The organism is Hoeflea sp. EC-HK425 (assembly GCF_902498795.1).
GTDB classification, from domain to species: domain Bacteria; phylum Pseudomonadota; class Alphaproteobacteria; order Rhizobiales; family Rhizobiaceae; genus Hoeflea; species Hoeflea alexandrii.
The window spans coordinates 2218681-2240017 of sequence record NZ_LR701572.1; the positions used below are offsets into that span (position 1 = coordinate 2218681).

The 21337-nt window shown below is 62.9% G+C and carries 16 protein-coding genes; 3 read left to right on the top strand and 13 right to left on the bottom strand.

Annotated elements, in window-relative coordinates; all coding sequences use genetic code 11:
- Positions 1–100 precede the first annotated feature (100 nt).
- A complete protein-coding gene (locus SPHINGO391_RS13490; protein WP_152009310.1) occupies positions 101–2446 on the top strand; it encodes an ATP-binding protein in 2346 nt (781 codons plus the stop codon).
- A 102-nt stretch (positions 2447–2548) separates the two neighbouring features.
- On the opposite strand, the gene SPHINGO391_RS13495 is transcribed toward SPHINGO391_RS13490, so the two are convergent.
- Both SPHINGO391_RS13495 and SPHINGO391_RS13500 read right to left on the bottom strand, forming a co-directional pair.
- Entirely contained in the window at positions 2549–3607 is a 1059-nt protein-coding gene (locus SPHINGO391_RS13495) for a putative zinc-binding metallopeptidase (protein WP_152009311.1), read from the bottom strand.
- A gap of 124 nt (positions 3608–3731) precedes the next feature.
- A complete protein-coding gene (locus SPHINGO391_RS13500) occupies positions 3732–4175 on the bottom strand; it encodes a MarR family transcriptional regulator (protein ID WP_152009312.1) in 444 nt (147 codons plus the stop codon).
- Positions 4176–4417: 242 nt separating this feature from the next.
- On the opposite strand from SPHINGO391_RS13500, the gene SPHINGO391_RS13505 reads away from it, so the two are divergent.
- Positions 4418–4957: a cytochrome b gene (locus SPHINGO391_RS13505; RefSeq protein ID WP_152009313.1), complete on the top strand. Its 540-nt coding sequence runs from the start codon at positions 4418–4420 to the stop codon at positions 4955–4957.
- A gap of 77 nt (positions 4958–5034) precedes the next feature.
- On the opposite strand, the gene SPHINGO391_RS13510 is transcribed toward SPHINGO391_RS13505, so the two are convergent.
- The 5 genes from SPHINGO391_RS13510 to SPHINGO391_RS13530 all read right to left on the bottom strand — a co-directional run bounded on the left by SPHINGO391_RS13510 (position 5035) and on the right by SPHINGO391_RS13530 (position 13916).
- On the bottom strand, positions 5035–6852 hold the full coding sequence (locus SPHINGO391_RS13510) for a methyl-accepting chemotaxis protein (RefSeq protein WP_152011557.1): 1818 nt from the start codon (positions 6850–6852) through the stop codon (positions 5035–5037).
- 234 nt (positions 6853–7086) lie between these two features.
- Positions 7087–10113: a bifunctional [glutamine synthetase] adenylyltransferase/[glutamine synthetase]-adenylyl-L-tyrosine phosphorylase gene (locus tag SPHINGO391_RS13515; protein ID WP_152009314.1), complete on the bottom strand. Its 3027-nt coding sequence runs from the start codon at positions 10111–10113 to the stop codon at positions 7087–7089.
- Positions 10110–11498, bottom strand: coding sequence for an ATP-binding protein (locus SPHINGO391_RS13520; protein ID WP_152009315.1), 1389 nt, complete (start codon positions 11496–11498; stop codon positions 10110–10112). Before SPHINGO391_RS13520 ends, SPHINGO391_RS13515 begins: the two co-directional genes overlap by 4 nt.
- Before the next feature lie 24 nt (positions 11499–11522).
- Positions 11523–12203 (bottom strand): response regulator transcription factor, encoded by a 681-nt coding sequence (locus tag SPHINGO391_RS13525; protein WP_152009316.1) that lies wholly within the window; start codon positions 12201–12203, stop codon positions 11523–11525.
- 156 nt (positions 12204–12359) lie between these two features.
- Positions 12360–13916, bottom strand: coding sequence for a Do family serine endopeptidase (locus tag SPHINGO391_RS13530; protein WP_152009317.1), 1557 nt, complete (start codon positions 13914–13916; stop codon positions 12360–12362).
- A gap of 289 nt (positions 13917–14205) precedes the next feature.
- Between SPHINGO391_RS13530 and SPHINGO391_RS13535 the strand changes: the two genes are divergently transcribed.
- Positions 14206–14604: a GFA family protein gene (locus tag SPHINGO391_RS13535; RefSeq protein ID WP_152009318.1), complete on the top strand. Its 399-nt coding sequence runs from the start codon at positions 14206–14208 to the stop codon at positions 14602–14604.
- A 151-nt stretch (positions 14605–14755) separates the two neighbouring features.
- On the opposite strand, the gene SPHINGO391_RS13540 is transcribed toward SPHINGO391_RS13535, so the two are convergent.
- The 6 genes from SPHINGO391_RS13540 to SPHINGO391_RS13565 all read right to left on the bottom strand — a co-directional run bounded on the left by SPHINGO391_RS13540 (position 14756) and on the right by SPHINGO391_RS13565 (position 21319).
- On the bottom strand, positions 14756–15985 hold the full coding sequence (locus tag SPHINGO391_RS13540; RefSeq protein ID WP_152009319.1) for a bifunctional alpha/beta hydrolase/OsmC family protein: 1230 nt from the start codon (positions 15983–15985) through the stop codon (positions 14756–14758).
- Between the two features lie 35 nt (positions 15986–16020).
- Positions 16021–16473 carry a cytochrome c-type biogenesis protein gene (locus tag SPHINGO391_RS13545; protein ID WP_152011558.1) on the bottom strand — a complete coding sequence of 151 codons (453 nt, stop codon included), beginning with the start codon at positions 16471–16473 and terminating at the stop codon, positions 16021–16023.
- A 32-nt stretch (positions 16474–16505) separates the two neighbouring features.
- The gene (locus tag SPHINGO391_RS13550; protein ID WP_152009320.1) at positions 16506–18491 is read right to left on the bottom strand and encodes a heme lyase CcmF/NrfE family subunit; all 1986 of its coding nucleotides are present in this window, start codon (positions 18489–18491) and stop codon (positions 16506–16508) included.
- Positions 18492–18530: 39 nt separating this feature from the next.
- Positions 18531–19010 carry a cytochrome c maturation protein CcmE gene (gene ccmE / locus SPHINGO391_RS13555; protein WP_152009321.1) on the bottom strand — a complete coding sequence of 160 codons (480 nt, stop codon included), beginning with the start codon at positions 19008–19010 and terminating at the stop codon, positions 18531–18533.
- Positions 19007–20614 (bottom strand): c-type cytochrome biogenesis protein CcmI, encoded by a 1608-nt coding sequence (ccmI, locus tag SPHINGO391_RS13560; RefSeq protein ID WP_152009322.1) that lies wholly within the window; start codon positions 20612–20614, stop codon positions 19007–19009. Before ccmI ends, ccmE begins: the two co-directional genes overlap by 4 nt.
- Positions 20615–20869: 255 nt before the next feature.
- Complete coding sequence (locus SPHINGO391_RS13565) at positions 20870–21319, bottom strand: hypothetical protein (protein ID WP_152009323.1); 450 nt, start codon at positions 21317–21319, stop codon at positions 20870–20872.
- Between the last annotated feature and the right edge of the window lie 18 nt (positions 21320–21337).

Here is a 21337-nt window from a genome sequence, read left to right on the forward strand (position 1 = left end):
AGATTACTTTTAGCACTGGACAAGCCGAATCACCTTTGATTCATATAGGCCAGATTCGGAGATGCGGAAGTCCGGATCCTAACGGGGATTTACAATACTTATGACGGATGCGCAGCACGTACCTGCGGCCGAAGGGGCGGACTATGCCCGCCAGGCCGGCGCAAAGCCCGCGGCGGGAGCGGGAATGTCGGGGCACGCCAAGCTTTTTGCGCAGCCCGCCTATGAGCGGCTGATCGGTGCCGAGCCTTTTCTCAAGCACCTGATCCCGATCTTGATCGTGGCTTTTCTCGTGGTTGTCGCTGCGGCCCGTTACATCAACATAAGCGACAATCACGACCGTCTGCGCAATGCCGCCGAGCAGGTGACGGCGCTGTCGCTTGCGGCCGCGCACGCGACGCTGTCGGCCGATCTGGAACCTGTGCGGGAGAGCCTTCGCTGGGAAACCGAAGCGCGCCTCAACCGGGTCATCAGCGCAATGCCCGATACGGCCGGCCGCTATCTGCTGGTTCTCGATGGCAACGAGCGCGTTTTTGCGGTCACAGCCGGCGGGTATCACCTGCTGGGCAAGCAGGTCGAGGCATTGCTGCCCGACTCCTCGCCGCTGAGGCTTTTCGGCGAACGCGCAGGCGTGCAGGAAACCGCACTGAACGGGGAACAGGTGCTGGCGGCAATGTCGCGTCTGCCCGACGGCGCGGGCGCGATCCTTTCGGTCACGCCGATTTCCGACATGAACGGCGCATGGCGGCAGTCGGTCTCGGTCAATGTGACCCTGTTCATCGCCACCTCGTCGATCCTTCTGGTCATTCTCTACGCCTATTTCAGCCAGGCCGGACGGGCGCAGGAGGCCGACGACATCTATCTGGAAAGCCACCGGCGGGTCGACATGGCCCTGTCACGCGGACGCTGCGGCTTGTGGGACTGGGACATGGCCAGGGGCCGGGTCTACTGGTCGCGGTCGATGTATGAGATCCTCGGCCTGCCTCCCCGCGACAGCGTCATTTCCTTCCGGGAGGCCTCGCATCTGATCCATCCGGACGACGGCGACCTCTACGAGATTGCGCAGATGGTGGCGAGCGGCGACATCCGGCAGGTCGACCACCTGTTCCGCATGCGCCATGCAGACGGTCACTATCTGTGGATGCGGGCCCGGGCCCAAGTTGTCGATCCGACCTCGACGCAGACCCACCTTATCGGCATCGCCATGGATGTCACCGAACAACACCGGCTGCAACAACGCACGGTGGAGGCCGACCAACGGCTGTTCGACGCGATCGAGAGCACATCGGAAGCCTTCGTGCTGTGGGACCGCGACGACCGGCTGGTGCTGTGGAACAAGCACTATCAGGAGATCCACGGACTGCCGGCGGACAGTCTTTCACCCGGAACGCCGCGCTCCGTTGTCGAGGCAGCAGCGACCCGCCCGGTCGTGGAGCGGCGCCTGGCTGTCCCCTGCTCCAAGGGGCTGGCGCAGACCTACGAGGTTCAACTTGCAGATGGCCGCTGGCTGCAGATCAACGAACGGCAGACACGCGACGGCGGCCAGGTTTCGGTCGGCACAGACATCACGCCGCTCAAGCGCAACCAGGAGCGGCTGCGCGACAGCGAAAAACGGCTGATGGCGACCATCGGCGACCTCACCTCCTCCCAGGCCGAGCTCAAGCGCAAGGCGGAAGAACTCTCGGAACTCAACCGCGACTACCAGATCGAAACCGAGCGCGCGGAAGCAGCCAGCAAGGCCAAGTCCGAATTCCTCGCCAATATGAGCCATGAGCTGAGAACACCGCTCAATGCAATCATCGGCTTTTCCGAAGTGCTGCAGGCGCGCATGTTCGGACCGCTGGGCTCTGACAAATATGCGGAATATGCCGACGACATCCACAATTCCGGCATCCACCTGCTGACGGTGATCAACGACATTCTCGACATGGCCAAGATCGAAGCCGGTCAGATGCATCTCGATTGCGAGGATGTGGATCTTGCGCCGCTGCTTGATGAAGCGCTGCGGCTGGTCGCCATCCAGGCCGAGAACAAGGGAATCGAGGTCGAGCAAAAGATTTCCAAGCACCTGTCACTGATGGCCGACCGGCGGGCCATGAAGCAGATCCTGCTCAACCTGCTGTCCAACGCCGTCAAGTTCACCGAACCCGGCGGGCGGATCATGGTCAGGGCGCGCAAGACCTCCTGTGCGGTCACCGTGACCATCGAGGATACCGGCATCGGCATCCCGAAGGCGCTGCTCAGCCGCATCGGCCAGCCTTTCGAGCAGGTGCAGAACCAGTTCTCCAAATCCAACGGCGGCTCGGGTCTGGGGCTGGCGATCTCGCGGAGTCTCGCCGAAATGCATGGCGGCGCAATGAAGGTCCGGTCGGTCGAGGGCGTGGGCACCATTGTCAGCGTGCGGATGCCGATCAAATGCCCCAAGAGCGAGACCATTGCGGCAGAATAGGCATTGTCGTCCGTTTCCAGCCTGGCTGCTTGGCTGCAACGACTTGGTACCCGCTACAGATTGGATACCTGCTACACGGGGGCCGCGCGTGCCGGAAGGACGTCAGCCGCGGTCGTGGATCAGGTCGTGAATGAACTCGAGCTTGGCGAAAATGGTGTCCGAGAGCACGAAGGGGTAGAAATCCCCCAGGCCGATCGAGCGGTTCATCGCGTTCATCGCCACCGTCAGCGGCACCCATGCGTCCATCAGGGGCCGGAACTCCTGGGCGCCGTAGGGGCCGGCATCCGACCAGCCGCCCGGCGTCCGGTTGAGCCCGGCATCCGGTGTGTGCCCGTCAAGCCCGTACCAGCCCGCGGTTTCCAGCCCGTCGACGATGTGAAAGTAATGCGCCCAGGTCTCGGCAAAATCTTCCCATGAGTGGGCGCACGCATAGGAGCTGACATGGGTCGCGTCCCAGCCGGCCGGCGCGCCCTGATCGTAGTGCCGCTTCAGCGCCTCGCCGTAATCCTGGCGCTCGTCACCAAAAATGGCGCGATAGGCTTCGAGCCTGGGTGAATTGAACACGAGGTCATCCCAGTAATAGTGCCCGACTTCGTGGCGAAAATGACCAATCAGGGTGCGGTAGGGTTCGCCCATGGCCTTGCGGTACTTTTCCCGGGTGGGATCATCGGCTTCTGCGACATTGATGGTAATCAGACCGTGCTCGTGGCCGGTCAGCACCCGTCTGGTCTTGCCGTCGGCGGTGAGCGTGTCGGCCTTGAACTCGAAGCGCAGGGCGGTCTCAGGCTGACTGACGAGGTTACCGACACCAAGCTGAAACTTTTCGATCGAGTAGAACAACCGGCGCTTGGCTTCCTCAAGTGCGGCCCAATGATCGCGGTTGCCGGGTGCGGACAGATCCGGAATGACCAGCGTGTGCCTGCAGCTCAGGCAATGGTCTTCGGTCTGCGTTTCTTCAATCAGCCAGTTGCAGGCAATTTCGGGCCGGTTGGCACAGGCCTTGTAGGCGGTCGCGCCGTCGTGCCACCGGGCATCATCGGACATGGCGTAGAACATCCGGTCCCACTCGGGGACATAGCCAAGACGTGAATGGCAATTGACACATTCGGTGTTGCGGAAGTGCACCTCGTTGGAACAGTTGGGACAGGCATAACGGCGCATTGGGCAAATTCCCTGGGCTGGATGGGCTCGGCAGTGATGTCATGCCGGATGGTCTATCATTCAGCAGGCCGGTCAAGCCGTTCCGGTGAGAACGCGTTGCTGAAGAAAGCGTTCCCGCCCTCGATCAATCTTGCGACCGGGCATTGGCGTCAACACGGCTGAGCAGATCAAACAGCAGATCCGCATCGCGATCATCAATGCCCTTGAGCAGCCGGGCATTCACCCGCTCGTGGAAATCGCTGAGATGTGACAGGCCGTCGCCGCGCTCGGTGACGTGGACCCGCACCACGCGCTTGTCATCCGGCGACGGCACCCGCTTCACCAGGCCGCCCTCCTCCATCCTGTCGATGATGCGTGATGCCGCCGGCGCGTTGTTGCCGCTATAGTCGGCAATCTCGCTGATCAGCATGCCATCCTGGCGCCAGAGGGCGGAGAGGATCACCCATTGCGCCAGCGTCAGGTCGTGCTCGGCCAGCATGTCCTGGCACATCGACACCGTTGCCCCGGTGGCGAAACTCAAGACCTGGCCAAGCGAGCGAGGACGATCCAGCGGTTTTTTAGTTGCCATGTAAATATTTCCATGTAAATTACTATCATGGCGTGGCGAAGCCGACAAGGCGGAACCAGCCTTTGCAAACCCTGGAGGTCGACCGCCCAATCCGGAGACGCAGCATCCACCAACCCATTGGCAAGGGCATGTCCCGCAATGCCAATGACAGTCTCCCGCCAAAGAAACAAGCGCCTGTCCTCCGCATCGTCAGACAAGTCAATCAGCAATACCACCTCGCAGCCGACTGAAGGAACACTCCAATGACCACGAAAAGCACTCCCAACACCTATGGCTCCGTCGCGGTCAGCATCCACTGGATAACCGCGCTGCTGATCATCGGGCTGCTGGTTTCAGGCACACTGGCCGAGGAAAGCGCCGATCCGGCCACAAAGGCACGCATCCTCAGCGCCCATGCGCCGATGGGGATTGCCGTTCTGCTGCTCACGCTCGGACGACTGGTCTGGTGGTGGCGCTTCGACAGCCGCCCCGCACCGCTGGGAGGCGACCCGGCATGGCAGGAGAAGACCGCGAAGCTGGTCCACGGCCTGCTCTACGTTGTCATTCTGGCCATGGCTGCAAGCGGTATCGGTCTGTTTGTCCTGTCGGGCGCAGGCGACATCATCTTCGGCGGGGCGCCAGGCGCGCTCCCCGACTTCAACACCTTCGCCCCCCGCCTGCCGCACGGCATAGGCGCCAAGATACTGCTCGGGCTGTTCGTTCTGCATGCCGGTGCAGCCTTGTTTCATCACTTCATCAAGCGTGACGCCACGCTCCGGCGCATGTGGTTCGGACGGGGCTAGAAACATAAAACCGGCGCCTGCAATCAACTGCAGGCGCCGGTCTTGCTGGTGTCAAACCGGTGAACCGGTGATCCGTATCAGGCAGCGCGTGCCCGGCGTTGCTGCCCGCCGCCCGACTGCGGCAGACGGAAATTGCGCAACATCGAGTTGAGCTGGGCGCTCTCCTGGGTCAGCGTCATGCTGGCAGCACTTGTCTCCTCGACCATTGCCGCGTTCTGCTGGGTCATCTGGTCCATCTGGTTGACCGCGGTATTGACCTCGGCAAGCGCGTTGGCCTGTTCGCGGGCGGCGGTGGCGATCGAGTTGACCTGTTCGTTGACCTGGGTGACGAACTTCTCGATTTCCGAAAGTGCCTCGCCGGTCGACTGAACAAGCGACACGCCGTTCTGAACCTCGTTGGCCGAGCTCGAGATCAGTTGCTTGATCTCCTGGGCTGCCGTTGCCGACCGCTGCGCCAGTTCGCGGACTTCCTGGGCGACAACCGCAAAACCGCGGCCTGCCTCGCCTGCCCGGGCAGCTTCGACGCCGGCGTTAAGCGCCAGCAGGTTGGTCTGGAAGGCGATCTCGTCGATCACGCCGATGATCTTGCCGATGCGGTCGGATTCATCCTTGATCCGGGTCATGGCGGTGATCGCCTCGGTAACGATCTTGCCGGACTTGTCGGTGCTCTGGCGGGTCTCGCCGACCATGCGGTTGGCTTCCGCCGCACGTTCGGACGAGCCGCGCACGGTCGAGGTGATTTCGTCGAGAGCGGCAGCCGTTTCCTCGAGCGAGGCGGCCTGCTGTTCGGTACGCTGCGACAGGTTGTTGGCGGCTTCCGAAATGCCGTCAGCGCTGGCGTTGACCACATCGGTCGACTGGGCGATGGCGGTGATGACGTCGCCGAGCGCGTTTACTGCGCGGTTGAAGTCGTCCCGAAGCTTTGCGTATTCCGGCGCAATGTTGTCGATCTGGACGGTCAGGTCGCCGGCGGCCAGTTTTTCGAGCGCGCCGCCGAGCTTGGTCATGACATCGGACTGCGACTGGCTGATGTTTTCCTGGCGGCGGATACCATCCTCGCGTTCGGCGTCGAGCTGCTGCTGCTGCTCGGCTTCACGAACCCGCATCTGGGCGCGTTCACGCACAGAGTCACGCAGAACCAGAACCGAGGAGGCCATCTCGCCGACCTCGTCCTTGCGGTCGGCCTCGGGCACTTCGCTGCTGACATCCTCGCGGGCAATCGCCTGCATGGTGGCGTTCAGGCTGCGGATCGGATTGACCACGCTGCGGACCGTCGCATAGGCGAACAGCAGAATCGCCAGGGCGCCGAGTCCGAGTGTGACTGCGGTTGTCGTGGCATTCTGGCGGAACAGGGCCGCCAGGTCGTCGCCATAGACGCCGGTGCCGACAACCCAGTTCCACGGCGCATAGCCCTGCACATGCGAGTACTTGAGGGTTGGCTCCTCCTCGCCCGGCTTGTTCCAGTAGTAGTCGACAAATCCCTGGCCGCTTTTTTCCACCGTGTCGATGAACTCCTGGAAGAACAGCTTGCCGTTGGCGTCTTCGATACCCTTGAGATCCTGTTTTTCAAGCGTTGCGCTGAAAGGATGCATGAGCATGATGTTGTCCATGTCATTGACCCAGAAGTAGCCATTGCCCTCGTAGCGCATGGGCCTGACTGCGGCGAGTGCCTGGTTCTGGGCTTCTTCGGTGCTCAGTTGCCCGGAGTCCTCCAAACCCTTGTAGTACTCAAACATGGTGACCACAGTTTCGTTCATCGCCTTGAGCTTGGCCTTGCGCTCCGTGACCATCGAATTGTGGGATTCATAGAGCTTGTAGACTGCTGCGGCGGTGAACACCGCGAGGGCAAGACCGACGAGAAAAAACAGCCTCGTCGAGATTTTAAAGTTCTTCATCATTGCTAATATCCAACCTTTGGAGGAAGTGCTGAGACTGACAACCAATTGCCCTTGGCAACGTTAACAATGGTTGAAAAAGAGATTCTCAAAAGTCGTAGATAAAGTGGACAATTCTCATAATCGGGCATCACAAAGACATTTTTCTGGCCAAAAGCGCGCCCCTGCCGACGGGTGCCGGAGCTGCAGGCCGCGCTGCGTGGCCCATAGTGATGCAGCAAATTGCGGACAGCCTCAGCCGGTCACCTGCCGGAGAACCGCGCGAACACGCTTCGAGGTGGACTTGAAGTCAGTCTCCAGGCTGGCGAGGTCGGGCGCCTGGCCGGCGCGGATGACAAGATCTATCAATCCCGCGGGTGCTTCCTTCGGCGCGAAATCACCCTCGGTGCAGAGCCGCACGATCTGGGCATGACCGCTCCACAGCGCCAGCGCAGCCCGCAGGGTTTCCGTTACTTCTTCGCCCAACACATCAGGTCCGAGGGTCTTGAGCGTCGCGTCGGTACTGGTGCATTCATTGTGATCGAGAGCGGCAAAACTCTGATCCACATCGGCTCCAACCAGAAGACCGGTGACCTCGTCATCTTCCGGTGCCGGCAGCCAGCCCCCGGCGCGGGCGCTGAGCGAGAGATACTGGGCGATGAACTCGATGTCGATCAGCCCGCCTGGGATCAGCTTGACGTCCCAGATGTCGCGTGGCGGCTTTTCCTGCTCGATCAGGTCGCGCATCTCCGTGAGGTCGGACAGCAGTTTTGTCCGATCACGCGGTTTGGCCAGCACTTCATCGATCAAGGCACGGGCTTCGCCGCAAAGGCTCGCATCGCCCGCCACCGCGCGGGCCCGGGTGAGCGCCATGTGCTCCCAGGTCCAGGCTTCTTCCGCCTGATACTTGGCGAAGGCCCGGATCGAGGTTGCCACAGGGCCCTTGTTGCCGGACGGACGAAGCCTGAGATCAACTTCGTAGAGGATGCCCTCTGCCGTCGGCGCCGACAGCGCAGTCACCAGCCGCTGTGTCATACGGGTATAGTAACGCACCGGATCGAGCGGCTTGACGCCGTCGGATTCGTCGGCGCCGGCATCGTGGTCATAAAGCAGAATGATGTCGACATCGGAGCCCGCAGTCAGCTCATAGCTTCCGAGCTTGCCCATGCCGAGCACAGCCACCCGCCCGCCGGGCACCCGACCGTGAGCCTCTTCCATGCCCTCGGCCACCGCCTCTAGCGCCGCACCGATAATCAAGTCGGCGAGATGGGAAAAGCTGCGGGCGGCGCGTTCGGGGGAAATGGCACCGGTGAGAAGCCGGACACCGATGAGGAATTTCTGCTCAAGAGCGACGATGCGCAAGCGATCGAGGATCTCCTCATAGGCACGCGCGCCCTCGAGAAAGGTCTTGAGACGTTCGGCGAGGTAATCGCGGGTCGGCAGTTCCGCCATCAATCCCGGATCGAGCATGCCATCGAAGACATGCGGTTTGCGGGAGATGATATCTGCGAGACGCGGCGCGGAGGCCATGATCGTGACCATCAGCGACATCAGCCCGGGATTGTTGCCGATCAGCGAGAACAGCTGGATGCCGGCCGGCAATCCCGACAGGAACGCGTCAAACCGGATCAGCGCCTCGTCGGCGCGCTTGGTGGCGCCAAAGACCTTGAGCAGTTCCGGCGTCAATTCGGTGAGGCGTTCGCGCGCTTCGACGGACTGTGTGGCGCGGTAGCGGCCGTAATGCCAGGTGCGGATGATGCGGGCGATGTCGGATGGCCGATCGAAGCCAAGCTCGGCCAGTGTCTTGAGCGTGCCCGGGTCGTCGTCGTCGCCGGTGAAGACGAGATTGCCGACGCCACCGGAAAGCCCCTGCTCCTTCTCGAACAGTTCGGCATAGCACTCCTCGACACGGGCGAGCACCGCGACATAGGTCTGGCCGAAACTGGCGGTGTCGGCATCACCCATCATCAGCGCGATGCGGGCAAGCTCGGCCTCGCTTTCAGGAAGTGTGTGGCTCTGCTCGTCGCGCACCATCTGGATACGGTGTTCGACATCACGCAGATACCAGTAGCTTTCCACCAGCAGCCGGGCGGTCGTGGTGTCGATCCAGCGCGCGCGCGCCAGCGCCACCAGCATCTCGTCGGTACGGCGCAGCCTGAGCTTCGGCATCCGGCCGCCTGCGATCAGTTGCTGGGTCTGGACGAAGAACTCGATCTCGCGGATGCCGCCGCGCCCGAGCTTGACATTGTGGCCCTTGACCGCGATGTCGCCGAAACCGCGATGGGCATGGATCTGCCGCTTGATCGAGTGAATATCGGAAATGGCGGCGAAATCGAGATACTTGCGGAAGACGAACGGTACCAGTTCCTTCAGGAACCTCTCGCCGGCACCGGTGTCGCCGGCCACCGGCCGGGCCTTGATGTAAGCGGCGCGCTCCCAGTTCTGGCCACGGCTTTCATAGTAGTTCATCGCCGCATCCACCGGGAAAGCCAGCGGCGTCGAGCCCGGGTCGGGCCTCAGCCGCAGGTCGGTGCGGAAGACATAGCCGTCGCCGGTGCGTTCCTGCATGATGCGCACCAGCCGCCGCACCATGCGGGCGAAGACCTCACCCACCTCGTCCCGGTCGCGCGCTATGCCGGCATCGGGATCGAAGAAGACGACGATGTCGATGTCGGAAGAATAGTTCAGCTCACGCGCGCCATGCTTGCCCATTCCGAGCACGATCAGGCCGGAATTCTCGCACGGGTTTTCCGGATCCGGAAGGGCCAGCTTGCCCGCTTCGTGGCCTCCGCGCAGCAGGTGATCGAAAGCCGAAGCCAGCGCCGCATCGGCAAGATCGCTGAGCGCCGCCGTGGTGTGGCGCGCATCGATCAGCCGCGCAAGATCATGCAGCGCCAGTGTGAGCGACACCCGCCGCTTGGCCCGGCGCAGCTCTCCCATCAGCTCGCTCTCGCCAACCGGCAGGCCCTCCCCGTTCTTCCAGCAGAGGCGGGCTTCCTCGATGGTTCTGGCAACCAGGTAAGGTGCGGGCAAGGACAGCGCCAGCGCAAGCGACCTGGGATCGATCAGCGCGGTTTCGCGCAGATAGGGCGACAGCGCCAACGCTGCCAGCAGAAAATCGCGTGGCGCGCCCGCCGACGCCAGGATCGCCGCGATCTCGGGATGGTCGGCGGCAAGCGGCTTGAGATCGGCGGCCACGGACTTGGCGGCGGCCTGCGACGGTGCCCGGATCGGGCTCCTGGTGAGATCAGCAATCAATCCCGTGTCTGGCGTGTCTTTCATGTCCCCCCCGGCAGCGCCATGACCGCGGCAAGGCCGGGATTTTCTTCGGCTCCAGGCTTGGCGTCATCAAGCAGCAATTGCCCACCATGCAGCGCCGCAACGGCGTGAACAAGGCTCAATCCAAGTCCGGTACCTGGTTTTGAACGGCTTTCATCGAGCCGCACGAAGCGCTTGACTACATCCTCGCGACGGTTGGCGGGAACGCCCGGCCCGTTGTCGATGACTGCAAGGCGCACTTGGCCACCGGAGGCGCGGGCAAGGCTGACCGTGATTTCCGATGCCGGCGCATCGGCCGCATATTTCACCGCGTTGTCGATGAGGTTGGACAGGGCCTGGGCCAGGAGCTCGCGATTGCCACGAATGGTGATACCCGGTGCAATCTGCGCAACCAGGCTGATCCCGGCCTCTTCAGCAACCGGCTCATAGAGCTCGCTGGCATCCCGCGCCAAGCCGGAGAGATCGACGTCGCTCATCTGCGCCGTTGACGATCCCGCCTCGACACGGCTGATCATCAGAAGGGCATTGAAGGTGCGGATCAGCTGATCGCTGTCGGCGATCATCTGCTCAAGCGCCTCCTGCTTGGCAGCGGCACCGCCATCGGCGGAGAGTGCCGCCTCGGCCCGGTTTCTCAGCCGGGTAAGCGGGGTTTTCAGATCGTGCGCGATGTTGTCGGAGACCTGGCGCAGCCCCTCGTTGAGCCGCTCGATGCGGCCCAGCATGGCATTGAGCGACAGGCTCAACCGGTCGAATTCATCGCCGGACCCGCTGACAGGCAAGCGCTGCGACAGATCACCAGCCATGATCTTCTTGCTGGCTTCCGACATATGATCGATCCGCCGGAGCGCCCGCCGGCCAACAAAGAACCAGATCGCCAGGGCGCCGACGAACATGATCGCAAGTGCCCTGACAAGCGCTTGGCGCACCAGACCGCGCACCTGTTCCCGCTCGCCGATATCGCGCCCGACCATCAGCCGCATGCCATTGGGCAAGCCCACCACCTGGGCCAGGGCCAGATGCTCCTCGTCCTCGGCATCGCCAAGACGGGTGTAGCGGAACGGGGTGGAAGTCCAGCCTTCAAGATCGAGCACGCCCGGTGCAATCGAAGCCGTGTTGCCGGCGATCAGTTCGCCGCTCGGCGTGGCGATGGCGTAAAGATTGGCGCCGGGCTGGCGCGAGCGCCGCTCAATGGTGCGCACGAGACCGGTGATGCCGCCCCTGCGGTAGGATGTTGCCACCACCCTCAACTCGCTCAGGATGATCTCCTGGGTGCGGTCGTGCTGCATTCCGACGGAAATCGACGTGATGTAGAACACCAGCGCCACGGCGCAGAGCGCGAACAGTCCGAGATAGAGAGCCGACAGGCGGACCGCCGTTGTCGACAGCATGGCGCGGAGCCGGGACACAGGCGATCAGCCCCCGGCTTTCATCATGTAGCCCGCACCGCGCACGGTGCGTAGCAGCGGCTCGCCGAAATCCTTCTCGATCTTCGACCTGAGCCGCGAGATGTGAACATCGATGACATTGGTCTGCGGATCGAAATGATAGTCCCAGACGTGCTCGAGCAACATGGTGCGGGTGACCACCTGGCCGGCATTCTTCATCAGATACTCAAGCAACCGGTACTCCCGCGGCTGCAGCGGGATCTGCTGGCCGGCGCGGCGGACTTCATGGCTGAGCCGGTCCAGTTCGAGATCGCCGACGCGGTAGGTGGTCTCCTGCTCGGCGCGGCTGCCCTTGCGGCGGCCGAGAATCTCGATGCGTGCCAGCAATTCCGAGAATGCGTAGGGTTTGGTGAGGTAATCATCGCCACCGGCGCGCAGACCGGTGACGCGGTCGTCAACCTGACCGAGGGCTGAAAGGATCAGCACCGGCGTGTCGTCGCCCCTGGCCCGCAATTCGCTGATGATCGACAGACCGTCGCGCTTGGGCAGCATGCGGTCGACGACCAGCGCGTCGTACATGTTCTCGGAAGCGAGAAAAAAGCCGGAATCTCCATCGCTGGCCTGATCCACGGTGATCCCCGCCTCGCGAAACGCCTTCGACAGATAGGCCGCGGTTTCCAGGTCGTCTTCGATGATGAGAATCTTCATGTCGCAATCCTAGCGGTTCACCCCTATCCCGCAAGCCGCGCCGAGCGGTGCCGGCTGGCGGATACACAAACAAAAACGCGGCGGCTATAGGGGCGGCCGCCGCGTCGTTGCACCCGGCCTCCTGGGAGACCGGATGCGACAAGATCAGGTATGAACTCAGCCCTGATCTATCGGCAGGGCGACAAAGCGCGAACGGTTCTCGTTTTCGACCTGGAACAGGGCTGCCTTGCGGCCATCCTTGGCGGCGGCGTCGATGATGCCGACCACGTCGGAGGCCTTGGAGACATCCTGGTTGTTGACCGCGATGATCACGTCGCCGGCACGCAGGCCGCGCTCCTCGGCGGCGCTGTCGGGCGCCACGGAGGTGATGACCAGGCCGCTGCCGGTCTCAGCCGGAACCACCGTCAGACCAAAGCTGTCGAGGGTTGCATCGGCCTGGGGGGCGGTGGGCGCTTCGTCCTGATCCGGAGTAACGGCGGCCACTTCCGTCGGCAGCGACCCGAGCTCGACCTTCACGATCTCGCTCTTGCCGTTGCGCCAGACCGTGACATCGATGGTCTTGCCCGGGTCCATGGCCGCGATCTTCTTGGCGAGGTCACGCGGATCCTTGACCATCTCGCCATCGACGGCGGTGACCACGTCACCGGCCTCAATGCCGGCCTTGGCAGCAGGCGCATCGTCCTGCGGTGCAGTGACCAGCGCGCCTTCAGCTTCTGCAAGCCCCAGAGATTCGGCGATGTCGGAGGTCACCGGCTGGATCTGCACACCGAGCCAGCCGCGCTCGACCGAGCCGCTCTGGACCAGGTCGTTGATCACGGCCCGGGCGGTCGAGGCAGGAATGGCAAAGGCGATGCCGACATTGCCGCCCGAGGGCGAGAAGATCGCGGTGTTGATACCGATCACTTCACCGTTGAGGTTGAAGGTCGGACCACCCGAGTTGCCCCGGTTGACGGCGGCATCGACCTGGATGAAGTCGTCATAGGGGCCGGCGCCGATGTCACGGCCGCGGGCCGAGACGATACCGGCGGTGACGCTGCCGCCAAGGCCGAAGGGGTTGCCGACGGCGACGACCCAGTCGCCGACGCGGACCTTGGTGTCATCGGCAAAGTCGACATAGGTGAAGGTGCGGCTTTCCTCGACCTTGAGGACTGCCAGATCGGTGCGGCTGTCGCGTCCGACCAGCTTGGCGTCCAGCTCGGTGCCGTCATCCATGATGACGGTGAAGGCCGAGCCATCCTCGACGACGTGGTTGTTGGTCACCAGGAGGCCGTCTTCGGAGATGAAGAAGCCCGAACCCTGGCTGACCGGACGCACACGACCGGGACGCCGCTCGGAATCGGGCCCGCGGCGGTCCCGCTCGGCGCGGCGGTCGTCCTGACCACCGAAGCCACGGCTGAACTGGTCGAAGAACCGTTTCATCGGATGGTCATCCGGCAGGTCCTCGAAGCCGCGGCCGTTGAAATCGAAACTGAAACCGCCGTCGTTGGCGACAGGCTTGACCTCCGCCTGGACGCGAACGGATACAACGGCCGGCGATACGGCCTGGACCACGTCGGCGAAGCTCGGTGCCTGAGGAGCTTCAACGCGGACGGCTTCTGCGAAGGCACCGGAGACCGGCGCGGGCACGCCCGTGGCAAGAAGCGCCGCCGCGACACCGGCAATGGCGGTCGTGCTCAGGAATCCCTTGGAAAATCTGCGTGGCTTGTTCGACATGTCTCAACCTCTTCTTGATTGCAAAGCCGTTTATCCGACCTTTGCAAGAGACATAGTGCGGTCGCCGTTACGACAAGCTTTCCGGATCATTAAACCTTTGTAATGTTTGTTGCCTTGTGCTCGCCACATTGCGTGCCGCGCCCTCGCAAGTGAGGTCCTGCCAGGCAGATTCACGGGCCGCTTCCTGCAGGAAGGGGCATTTCCCGAAGCTCGACTGCGACCTTGCTCTCCTTGTTTTGTTCATGTATTGTTCCAATAGCATGTCATTTTTTGAAACAGGAATCTTTTGATGATTAACGGTAGTTGCTGCTGCGGAGCGGTGAAATTCGAACTCCTCAATCAGCCTTCGATGATGGGCACATGCCATTGTTCCAGGTGCAGGAAAGTGGGGGCGAGCACTATCGTTTTCGTCAGGAAGGATGATCTCAAGTGGATTGAGGGCCGGGAGCATGTTCAGCTGTTCGAGCCGGTTTCTCCGTATATATACGGAAGGTGTTTCTGCAGGATATGCGGCACCTCCCTAGGCGAGATCCTGTCCGATGCAGACAGCTTTCCGATAGCAGCAAACGCACTCGACACCGAACTGACTGTCAGGAACAGCCTCCACGAGTTTGTCGACGAAAAACCCTCGTGGCACGAGATCTGCGACGAAGCAAAGCAGTCAGTAGGCCATCCCGCGCCCTCATAGCCGGTTTTCATAACGACAACGCATTCCACCCGCTGCTGCGGATTCGGTCTGCGCTGCGATTTGATCGGTTTGGCAAGCCACTTCCAAGGCTGGCGCCGGAAGCCATGGTGGATGCCGGCGTGCCTTGCATACGCGAGCATTCGCTTCGCTTTCATCTCAGTGTCGTCACGACCTTGGCGCCGTGTTCGAGCGTGCGATGGACCGGGCACTTGCCAGCGATCTCGGCAATCTTGTCGGCGAGGCCGTCGGGTGTGCCGCCGTCGATCGCGATGATCCGCTCGAACCGGTCGATCTTGCCGCCATTGGCCCGTTCTTCATCGGTGCATTCCAGGCAATCAGCCGCATGCACCTTGTTGTGGCGCACCGTGACCGTCACCAGGCCGAGGTCGATCTTCTTCAGGCGAACATACATGCGCAGGGTCATGGCGGTGCAGGCGCCAAGTGCTGCCGAAATCAGGTCATAGGGGGACGGTCCGGTGTCGGCGCCGCCAACATCGGCGGGCTCGTCGGCAAGAAAGCGGTGCGGGCCGGCCTGAACCGAGACCTGAAACCGGCCCTGCCCGGTTTCGCCGACGACAACGTCCTCCACCGGATCATTCTCGCGTCGCGGTTCTTCCGCAGGCAGGTAGCGTGCCACCCAGGAGGCAATGATGCCCGCGACATAATTCGCATCCGCCGGGTCGGTGAGCAGGTGATCGGCACCATCAAGCGAGACGAAACTCTTTGGATGCTTCGCAGCCCCAAAGATTGCGGCGGCATTGTCAATGCCGACCACCTCATCGCGCGGCGCGTGCAGGATCAGCAGCGCCTTTTTCATGTGGCCGATGCGGTCGGCCAGGCTGGTCGCATCGAGGTCCTCGACAAACTGCTGCTTGATGGTGAATGTGCGTCCACCAAGATTGACCTCAGCCTCTCCCTCGGCCCGGATTTCATCTACATGGCCGCCGAAGTTCTGGATCACGTGACTGGCTTCGGCCGGAGCACCGAGCGTGGCGACAGCCTTGACCGAATCGAGTTCGCCCGCAATCGCCAGCACAGCGGCACCGCCAAGCGAATGGCCAACGAGAATTTCGGGCGCATCGTAATGGTCTGCCAGCCAGTCGGCAGCGGCGCGCAGATCGGCGACATTGGAGGAAAAATTGGTGGAGGCAAATTCGCCGTCGCTGGAACCAAGCCCGGTGAAATCGAACCGCATGACGGCTATGCCTGCGCGGGCCAGTTCCCCGGAGATGCGCTTGGCCGCTAGCGTATCCTTGGAACAGGTGAAGCAGTGAGCAAACAGCGCCCAGGCGCGTATCGCGCCGGCGGGAAGGTCAAGCCGTGCGGCCAGCCTGGCCCCGGAATGGCCTTCAAACTCTGCCCTGATCGTGTGTGCCGTCATGTCGTGCCCCTTTATCAATATTCGGGACCGTCCTATCAGGCTTCGCGATCACGGTCCTCCAACACTTTTGCGAGCTCTGCCTGTTCGGCTTGCGAAAGTCCGCTACCGCCGGCAGCCGCGACCATCTTGTCACGCCCGCGGGCATTGATCACCATGACCCCCGCGCCAATCAGCAGGATCACCAACGGCGCGCCCCAGAGGAGCACGGTCTTGACCGAAAACCGCGGCGTCAGAAGCACGAATTCGCCATAGCGGGAAACGACGTAATTGATCACGTCCTCGTCGCTGTCGCCCGCCACAAGCCGCTCGCGCACCAGCAGCCTCAGGTCCCGGGCGAGTTCGGCGTTGGAATCGTCGATCGACTGGTTCTGGCAGACCAGGCACCTCAGATCGAGCGAGAGCTCGCGCGCCCGTGCTTCGAGAGCCGGATCATCAAGAACCTCATCGGGATTGACCGCTGCAGCCTGGCCGGCAAAGGCCAGCATCATCAACAGGGCGGCCAGCGTATGACGAAACAGGCTCAAGCCGAAGCCTCCGCGGTCTTCTTTCGGGCTTTCGCGCGGTTGGGCGCACCTATACGCAACCGCCGGTCCGACAGAGACAGCATCCCGCCGATCATCATGACGACGGTGCCGTACCAGATGAAGGTTACCCAGGACTTCCACCAGATCCTGACGACAAGCCCGCCATTGGCCTCCGGATCGCCGAGCGCGATGTAGAGCTGGCTGGCGCCGAAGGTGAGGATACCGGCTTCCGTGGTCGGCATCCCGCGGGCCTGGTAGAAGCGCTTGGCGGAAGCGGTCTTGGCCACTTCCACGCCGTCGCGCATCACCGTGAACTCGCCTGACTGCGACGTATAGTTGGGGCCGTTGTAATCGCGGATCCCGTCGAAACGCAGCTCATAGCCGCCGGCTGTCGCCGTGTCGCCCGGCTTCATGGCGATCACGGTTTCCGTGGAGAACACGCTTGCCGCAACCACACCGATCACCGTGACGCCGAGTCCCATATGGCCGAGCGCCGATCCGAAGGCAGAGCGCGGCAGACCGATCAGCCGGCTCCAGGCCACACCGGCGCCGACGCGGCCGATGCCGGCGCGAAGCGCCAGATCGGTCAGGGCGCCCAGGATCAGGAACACGCCGAGAGCAATTCCGAGCCCGGCAAGAACCGGTGCGCCGGTCTGAATGAAGACCACTCCCAGGCCCACCAGCAGCGATCCGCCGGCGGCAAAATAGAGCCGCTGCGCCGCACCGGCGAGATCGCCCCGCTTCCAGGCCAGCAAGGGCCCGAAAGGAACCGCCAGCAGCAAAGGCACCATCAGCGGGCCGAAGGTCAGGTTGAAGAAGGGCGGGCCAACAGAGATCTTGGTGCCGGTCACCGATTCGAGCAGCAGCGGATAGAGCGTGCCGACCAGAACCGTTGCGGCGGCCGTGGTCAGGAACAGGTTGTTGAGGACCAGCGAGCCTTCGCGCGATATCGGCGCGAACATCCCACCTGCCTTGAGCGTTCCCGCCCTGAGGCCGAAAAGGGCAAGCGCCCCTCCGATAAAGACCACCAGGATGCCGAGGATGAACACGCCGCGCGCCGGATCGGTGGCAAAGGCGTGCACCGACGTCAGAACGCCGGAGCGGACCAGAAACGTACCCAGCAGCGAGAACGAGAATGTCAGGATGGCAAGCAGCACCGTCCAGATCTTCAACGCCTCGCGCTTTTCCATCACCAGCGCTGAATGAAGCAGCGCGGTACCGACCAGCCAGGGCATGAACGAGGCGTTCTCGACCGGGTCCCAGAACCACCAGCCGCCCCACCCGAGCTCGTAATAGGCCCAGTAGCTGCCCATCGAGATGCCGGCGGTGAGAAAGATCCAGGCGGTCAATGTCCACGGCCGCACCCAGCGGGCCCAAGCGGCGTCGATGCGGCCCTCGATCAGGGCGGCGATGGCAAAGGCAAAGGAAATAGAGAAGCCGACATAGCCGAGATAGAGCAGCGGCGGATGGATCGCCAGGCCGATGTCCTGCAGGATCGGGTTGAGGTCATTGCCTTCCAGGGGCGCCGGGTCAAGCCTGTTGAACGGATTGGAGGTGAGCACGACAAAGAGCAGAAATGCCACGGTGACCCATGCCTGAACCGCAAGCACATTTGCCTTCAGCGTATCAGGCAGATTGCGACCGAACAGCGCCACCAGCGCAGAGAAGAGCACCAGGATGAGCACCCAAAGCAGCATCGAGCCTTCGTGATTGCCCCAGACGCCGGTCACCTTGTAGAGCATCGGCTTGAGCGAGTGGGAGTTCTCCACAACGTTCTGGACCGAGAAGTCGGACACCACATAGGCGTGGGTGAGCGCGAAGAAAGAGATCGCCACCAGCATCAGCGAAGTCACCGCCGCCTGCGGACCGACCGCCATCATTCCCGCGTCGCGGCGCCGGGCTCCGATCAGCGGTACCACCGACTGAACGATCGCGGTCGCCAGCGCGAGGATCAGGGCAAAATGGCCGATTTCAATGATCATGGCTTCTTTCCTCCTGCACGTCTGCGGCACCCCGGCCGGTCAATAGACTGGCGTCTCCTTGACGTTCACGCCTGGTGGCGGATCGCCCTCCTGCCAGACACCCTGCGCCTTGAGCGCATCGGCGACTTCCTTGGGCATGTAATTCTCGTCATGCTTGGCCAGAACCGTATCGGCCATGAAGGTGCCTTCCTCGGGCGAAAACACGCCCTCGGTGACCACGCCCTGCCCCTCACGGAACAGATCGGGCAGGATACCGACATAGCGAACCTTGACCGAAGCATTGGTGTCGGTCACCTGGAAGGTCACCGCCGAATTCTCGCCGCGCAGGACGGTGCCCTCCTCAACCAGTCCGCCAAGCCGGACCCGGGTGCCGGGTGCCAGCGGCTGAGCCAGCACATCGGTTGGCGAGTTGAAGAACACGATCTGCTCGCGCAGAGCGGACGTCACCAGAGCCGCGGCTCCTGCGAGGAAAACCGCACCGGCGGCAATGATGGACAATCGTTTCTGCTTGCGGTTCATTGGCTCTCCACAACAGGTTCCAGCCCTAGCTGGGCTGCGAGTTCGGCCAAGGCGCGGCCGCCGTCGCTCTCCACAGCGAATGTCGTACCGGCACGCTCAAGCGCCGTTTGCGCCGCGGACCGGTCTCCGAGGACGGCATAGGAGCGCACAAGGCGCAGCCAGCCTTCGAGATTGTCAGGGTTTTCGACCATCCGCGCATCGAGCGATTCCACCATGGAGCGGATCATCGACGCCCGGTCCTCGACGGACATGTCGGCGGCCGCGGCGATGTCGGCCTGCGACGGCCCCGCAGGCGCAGCGTCATCAGTCTGACGCTCTTGCGAAGCCAGCGTTTCGCTGCCTGCGGGCGGCAGAATGAACGGCGTCTTGGCCGCCGCGGACGGCTCAACGGCGGGCTGCTCCTGTCCGGGAACGGCAGGCGCCATCGGAACGCCGCCAAGCGTGGGCGTTGCATTCAGGCCAAGTTCGCCAGCCAACGCGGTCAGCTGTGAGTTCTCAGGTCCGGAGGGGGCGAACGCAGCAAAGGCCCGATCCAGCGCCGTCTGCGCCTTGTCACGGTTTCCGGTGACAACGTGAGACCGCACCAGCCGCAGCCATCCGGCGACATTGTCGGGATTGTCCGCGAGCCTGGCTTCCAGCCCTTCAATCATCGAGGCAATCATCGCCTGACGGTCTTCCGCGCTCATGTTTTGCGCAGCGGCGATATCGGCGGCGGAGGGATTTCCAGGTGCGGCACCCGCCGGCGACAATGGCGAGGTCTGCGGTTGCTGCTGAAGTGCCGCCAACTGGCTTTGAACAGCCGGGATCCATGGCGCATCCGGCGGCGCCGTTTCGAGCATGCCGGAGAAGGCCGCGCGGGCTTCGCTGGTCTTGCCCGACTGGGCCAGGGCCACAGCCAGGAAGAATTGCGGCCGCGGATCGGTCGAATCAAGTTCCCGGGCGGTCTGGAAAGCCAGGCTCGCCTCTTCGGTCACGATCCCACCGGCAGCGGAAAACAGGGCCTCCCCAAGGCTCGCAAGCCGGGTCGGTGACGGCCCCAGAATGGAAATCGCCTTCTTGAACGCGGCAGCCGAATCCTCAAAACGCCCGGTCCTGAGATAGATCGGGCCGAGAACGTCCCAGCCCCGGCCATCATCCGGATTTTCGGCCAGGTGCTGCTCGGCCCGGGCGATCAGCATGGCGATGTCGTTGGTCTGCGGATCGGCCTGAAGCCGTGCCGCGAGCGGCAGTTGTGGCAGACCGGGGCGGCCGAACTCAAGATAGGCGGTCAGGGCTGCAAGAGGCATGAAAAGGGCAACTGCGATCGCTGCGACGCGGCGCAGCTGTCGGTTGCGATCGGACGCGTCATCGGTGCCCGCGGCTTCGCTCTTGCGTGCTGCCGCCAGAAGCCTGCGGGAGATTTCGGTCCTCGCGACCTCCGCCTGAACCGGATCGACGAGGCCATCGGCCAGATCGCGATCGACCTCGGCCAACTGGTCGCGATAGACCTCGATGTCATGCAATTCAGGCGCGTCGGACGCCTGCGCACGTGAACGCATCACCGGTCCCATAAGGGCCACGGTGACAATGGCAGTCATGACGGCGGCGATTACCCAAAACAACATGATGCTTCAATATCCGAGCATTGATTGTTTTCCAACATCAATCGGCCTTGATTCCCCAATTGGGGCGTTTGGTCGCGTATTTGAGTGTTGCGAGCCCGCATGCACACCAGAATACGCCGCGAGGCGCCGGTCCGGACCGACATTCGAGACCGCTTGGCGCTTGCGCCGGGGCTTCTCTTTCATCGGCCTCATGCAGGGATCAGCAGACGGTCAAAATGCGCGTGCGACATGACCTTTCCGCGCCGAAACCAGCGATCAACCCAGCGGCGTCCAGCTGCCATCCTCGTTGCGGCAGGCTGCTCCCTGCCCCTTCACCGGCACACCCCTGATGGTGGCGGTATGGGTGTACTGGCGACAGTTCTGCTGGCCGACCTGATAGGGCGTTCCGGCAGAAACCTCGCCGGCGGTTCCCCGGGCCTGGCTCTTCCAGGCGACGACCTGGCCAAGCGAGGCCTTTTCCAGCGCCTGGTATTCGGCTTCCAGAGCGCGCAACCGGTCGGGCCCGGCCAGACCGCCAGCGGCGTCCTGCGGCAGGATTCCGCCATTGAGCGCGGCCAGAATGGCGTCGCTGTCGGCCACTTTGGGAGTAGAGACGGGTGCGAACGCCAAAGGCTGCACACCCCCGGTGGCGGCACATCCGGCAACTGCTCCCGCCAGCAAGGCAATGATACCGAACCGCGTCACTCTTGAGACCAAAATTGCCATGCTGCCGTCATCCTCGCT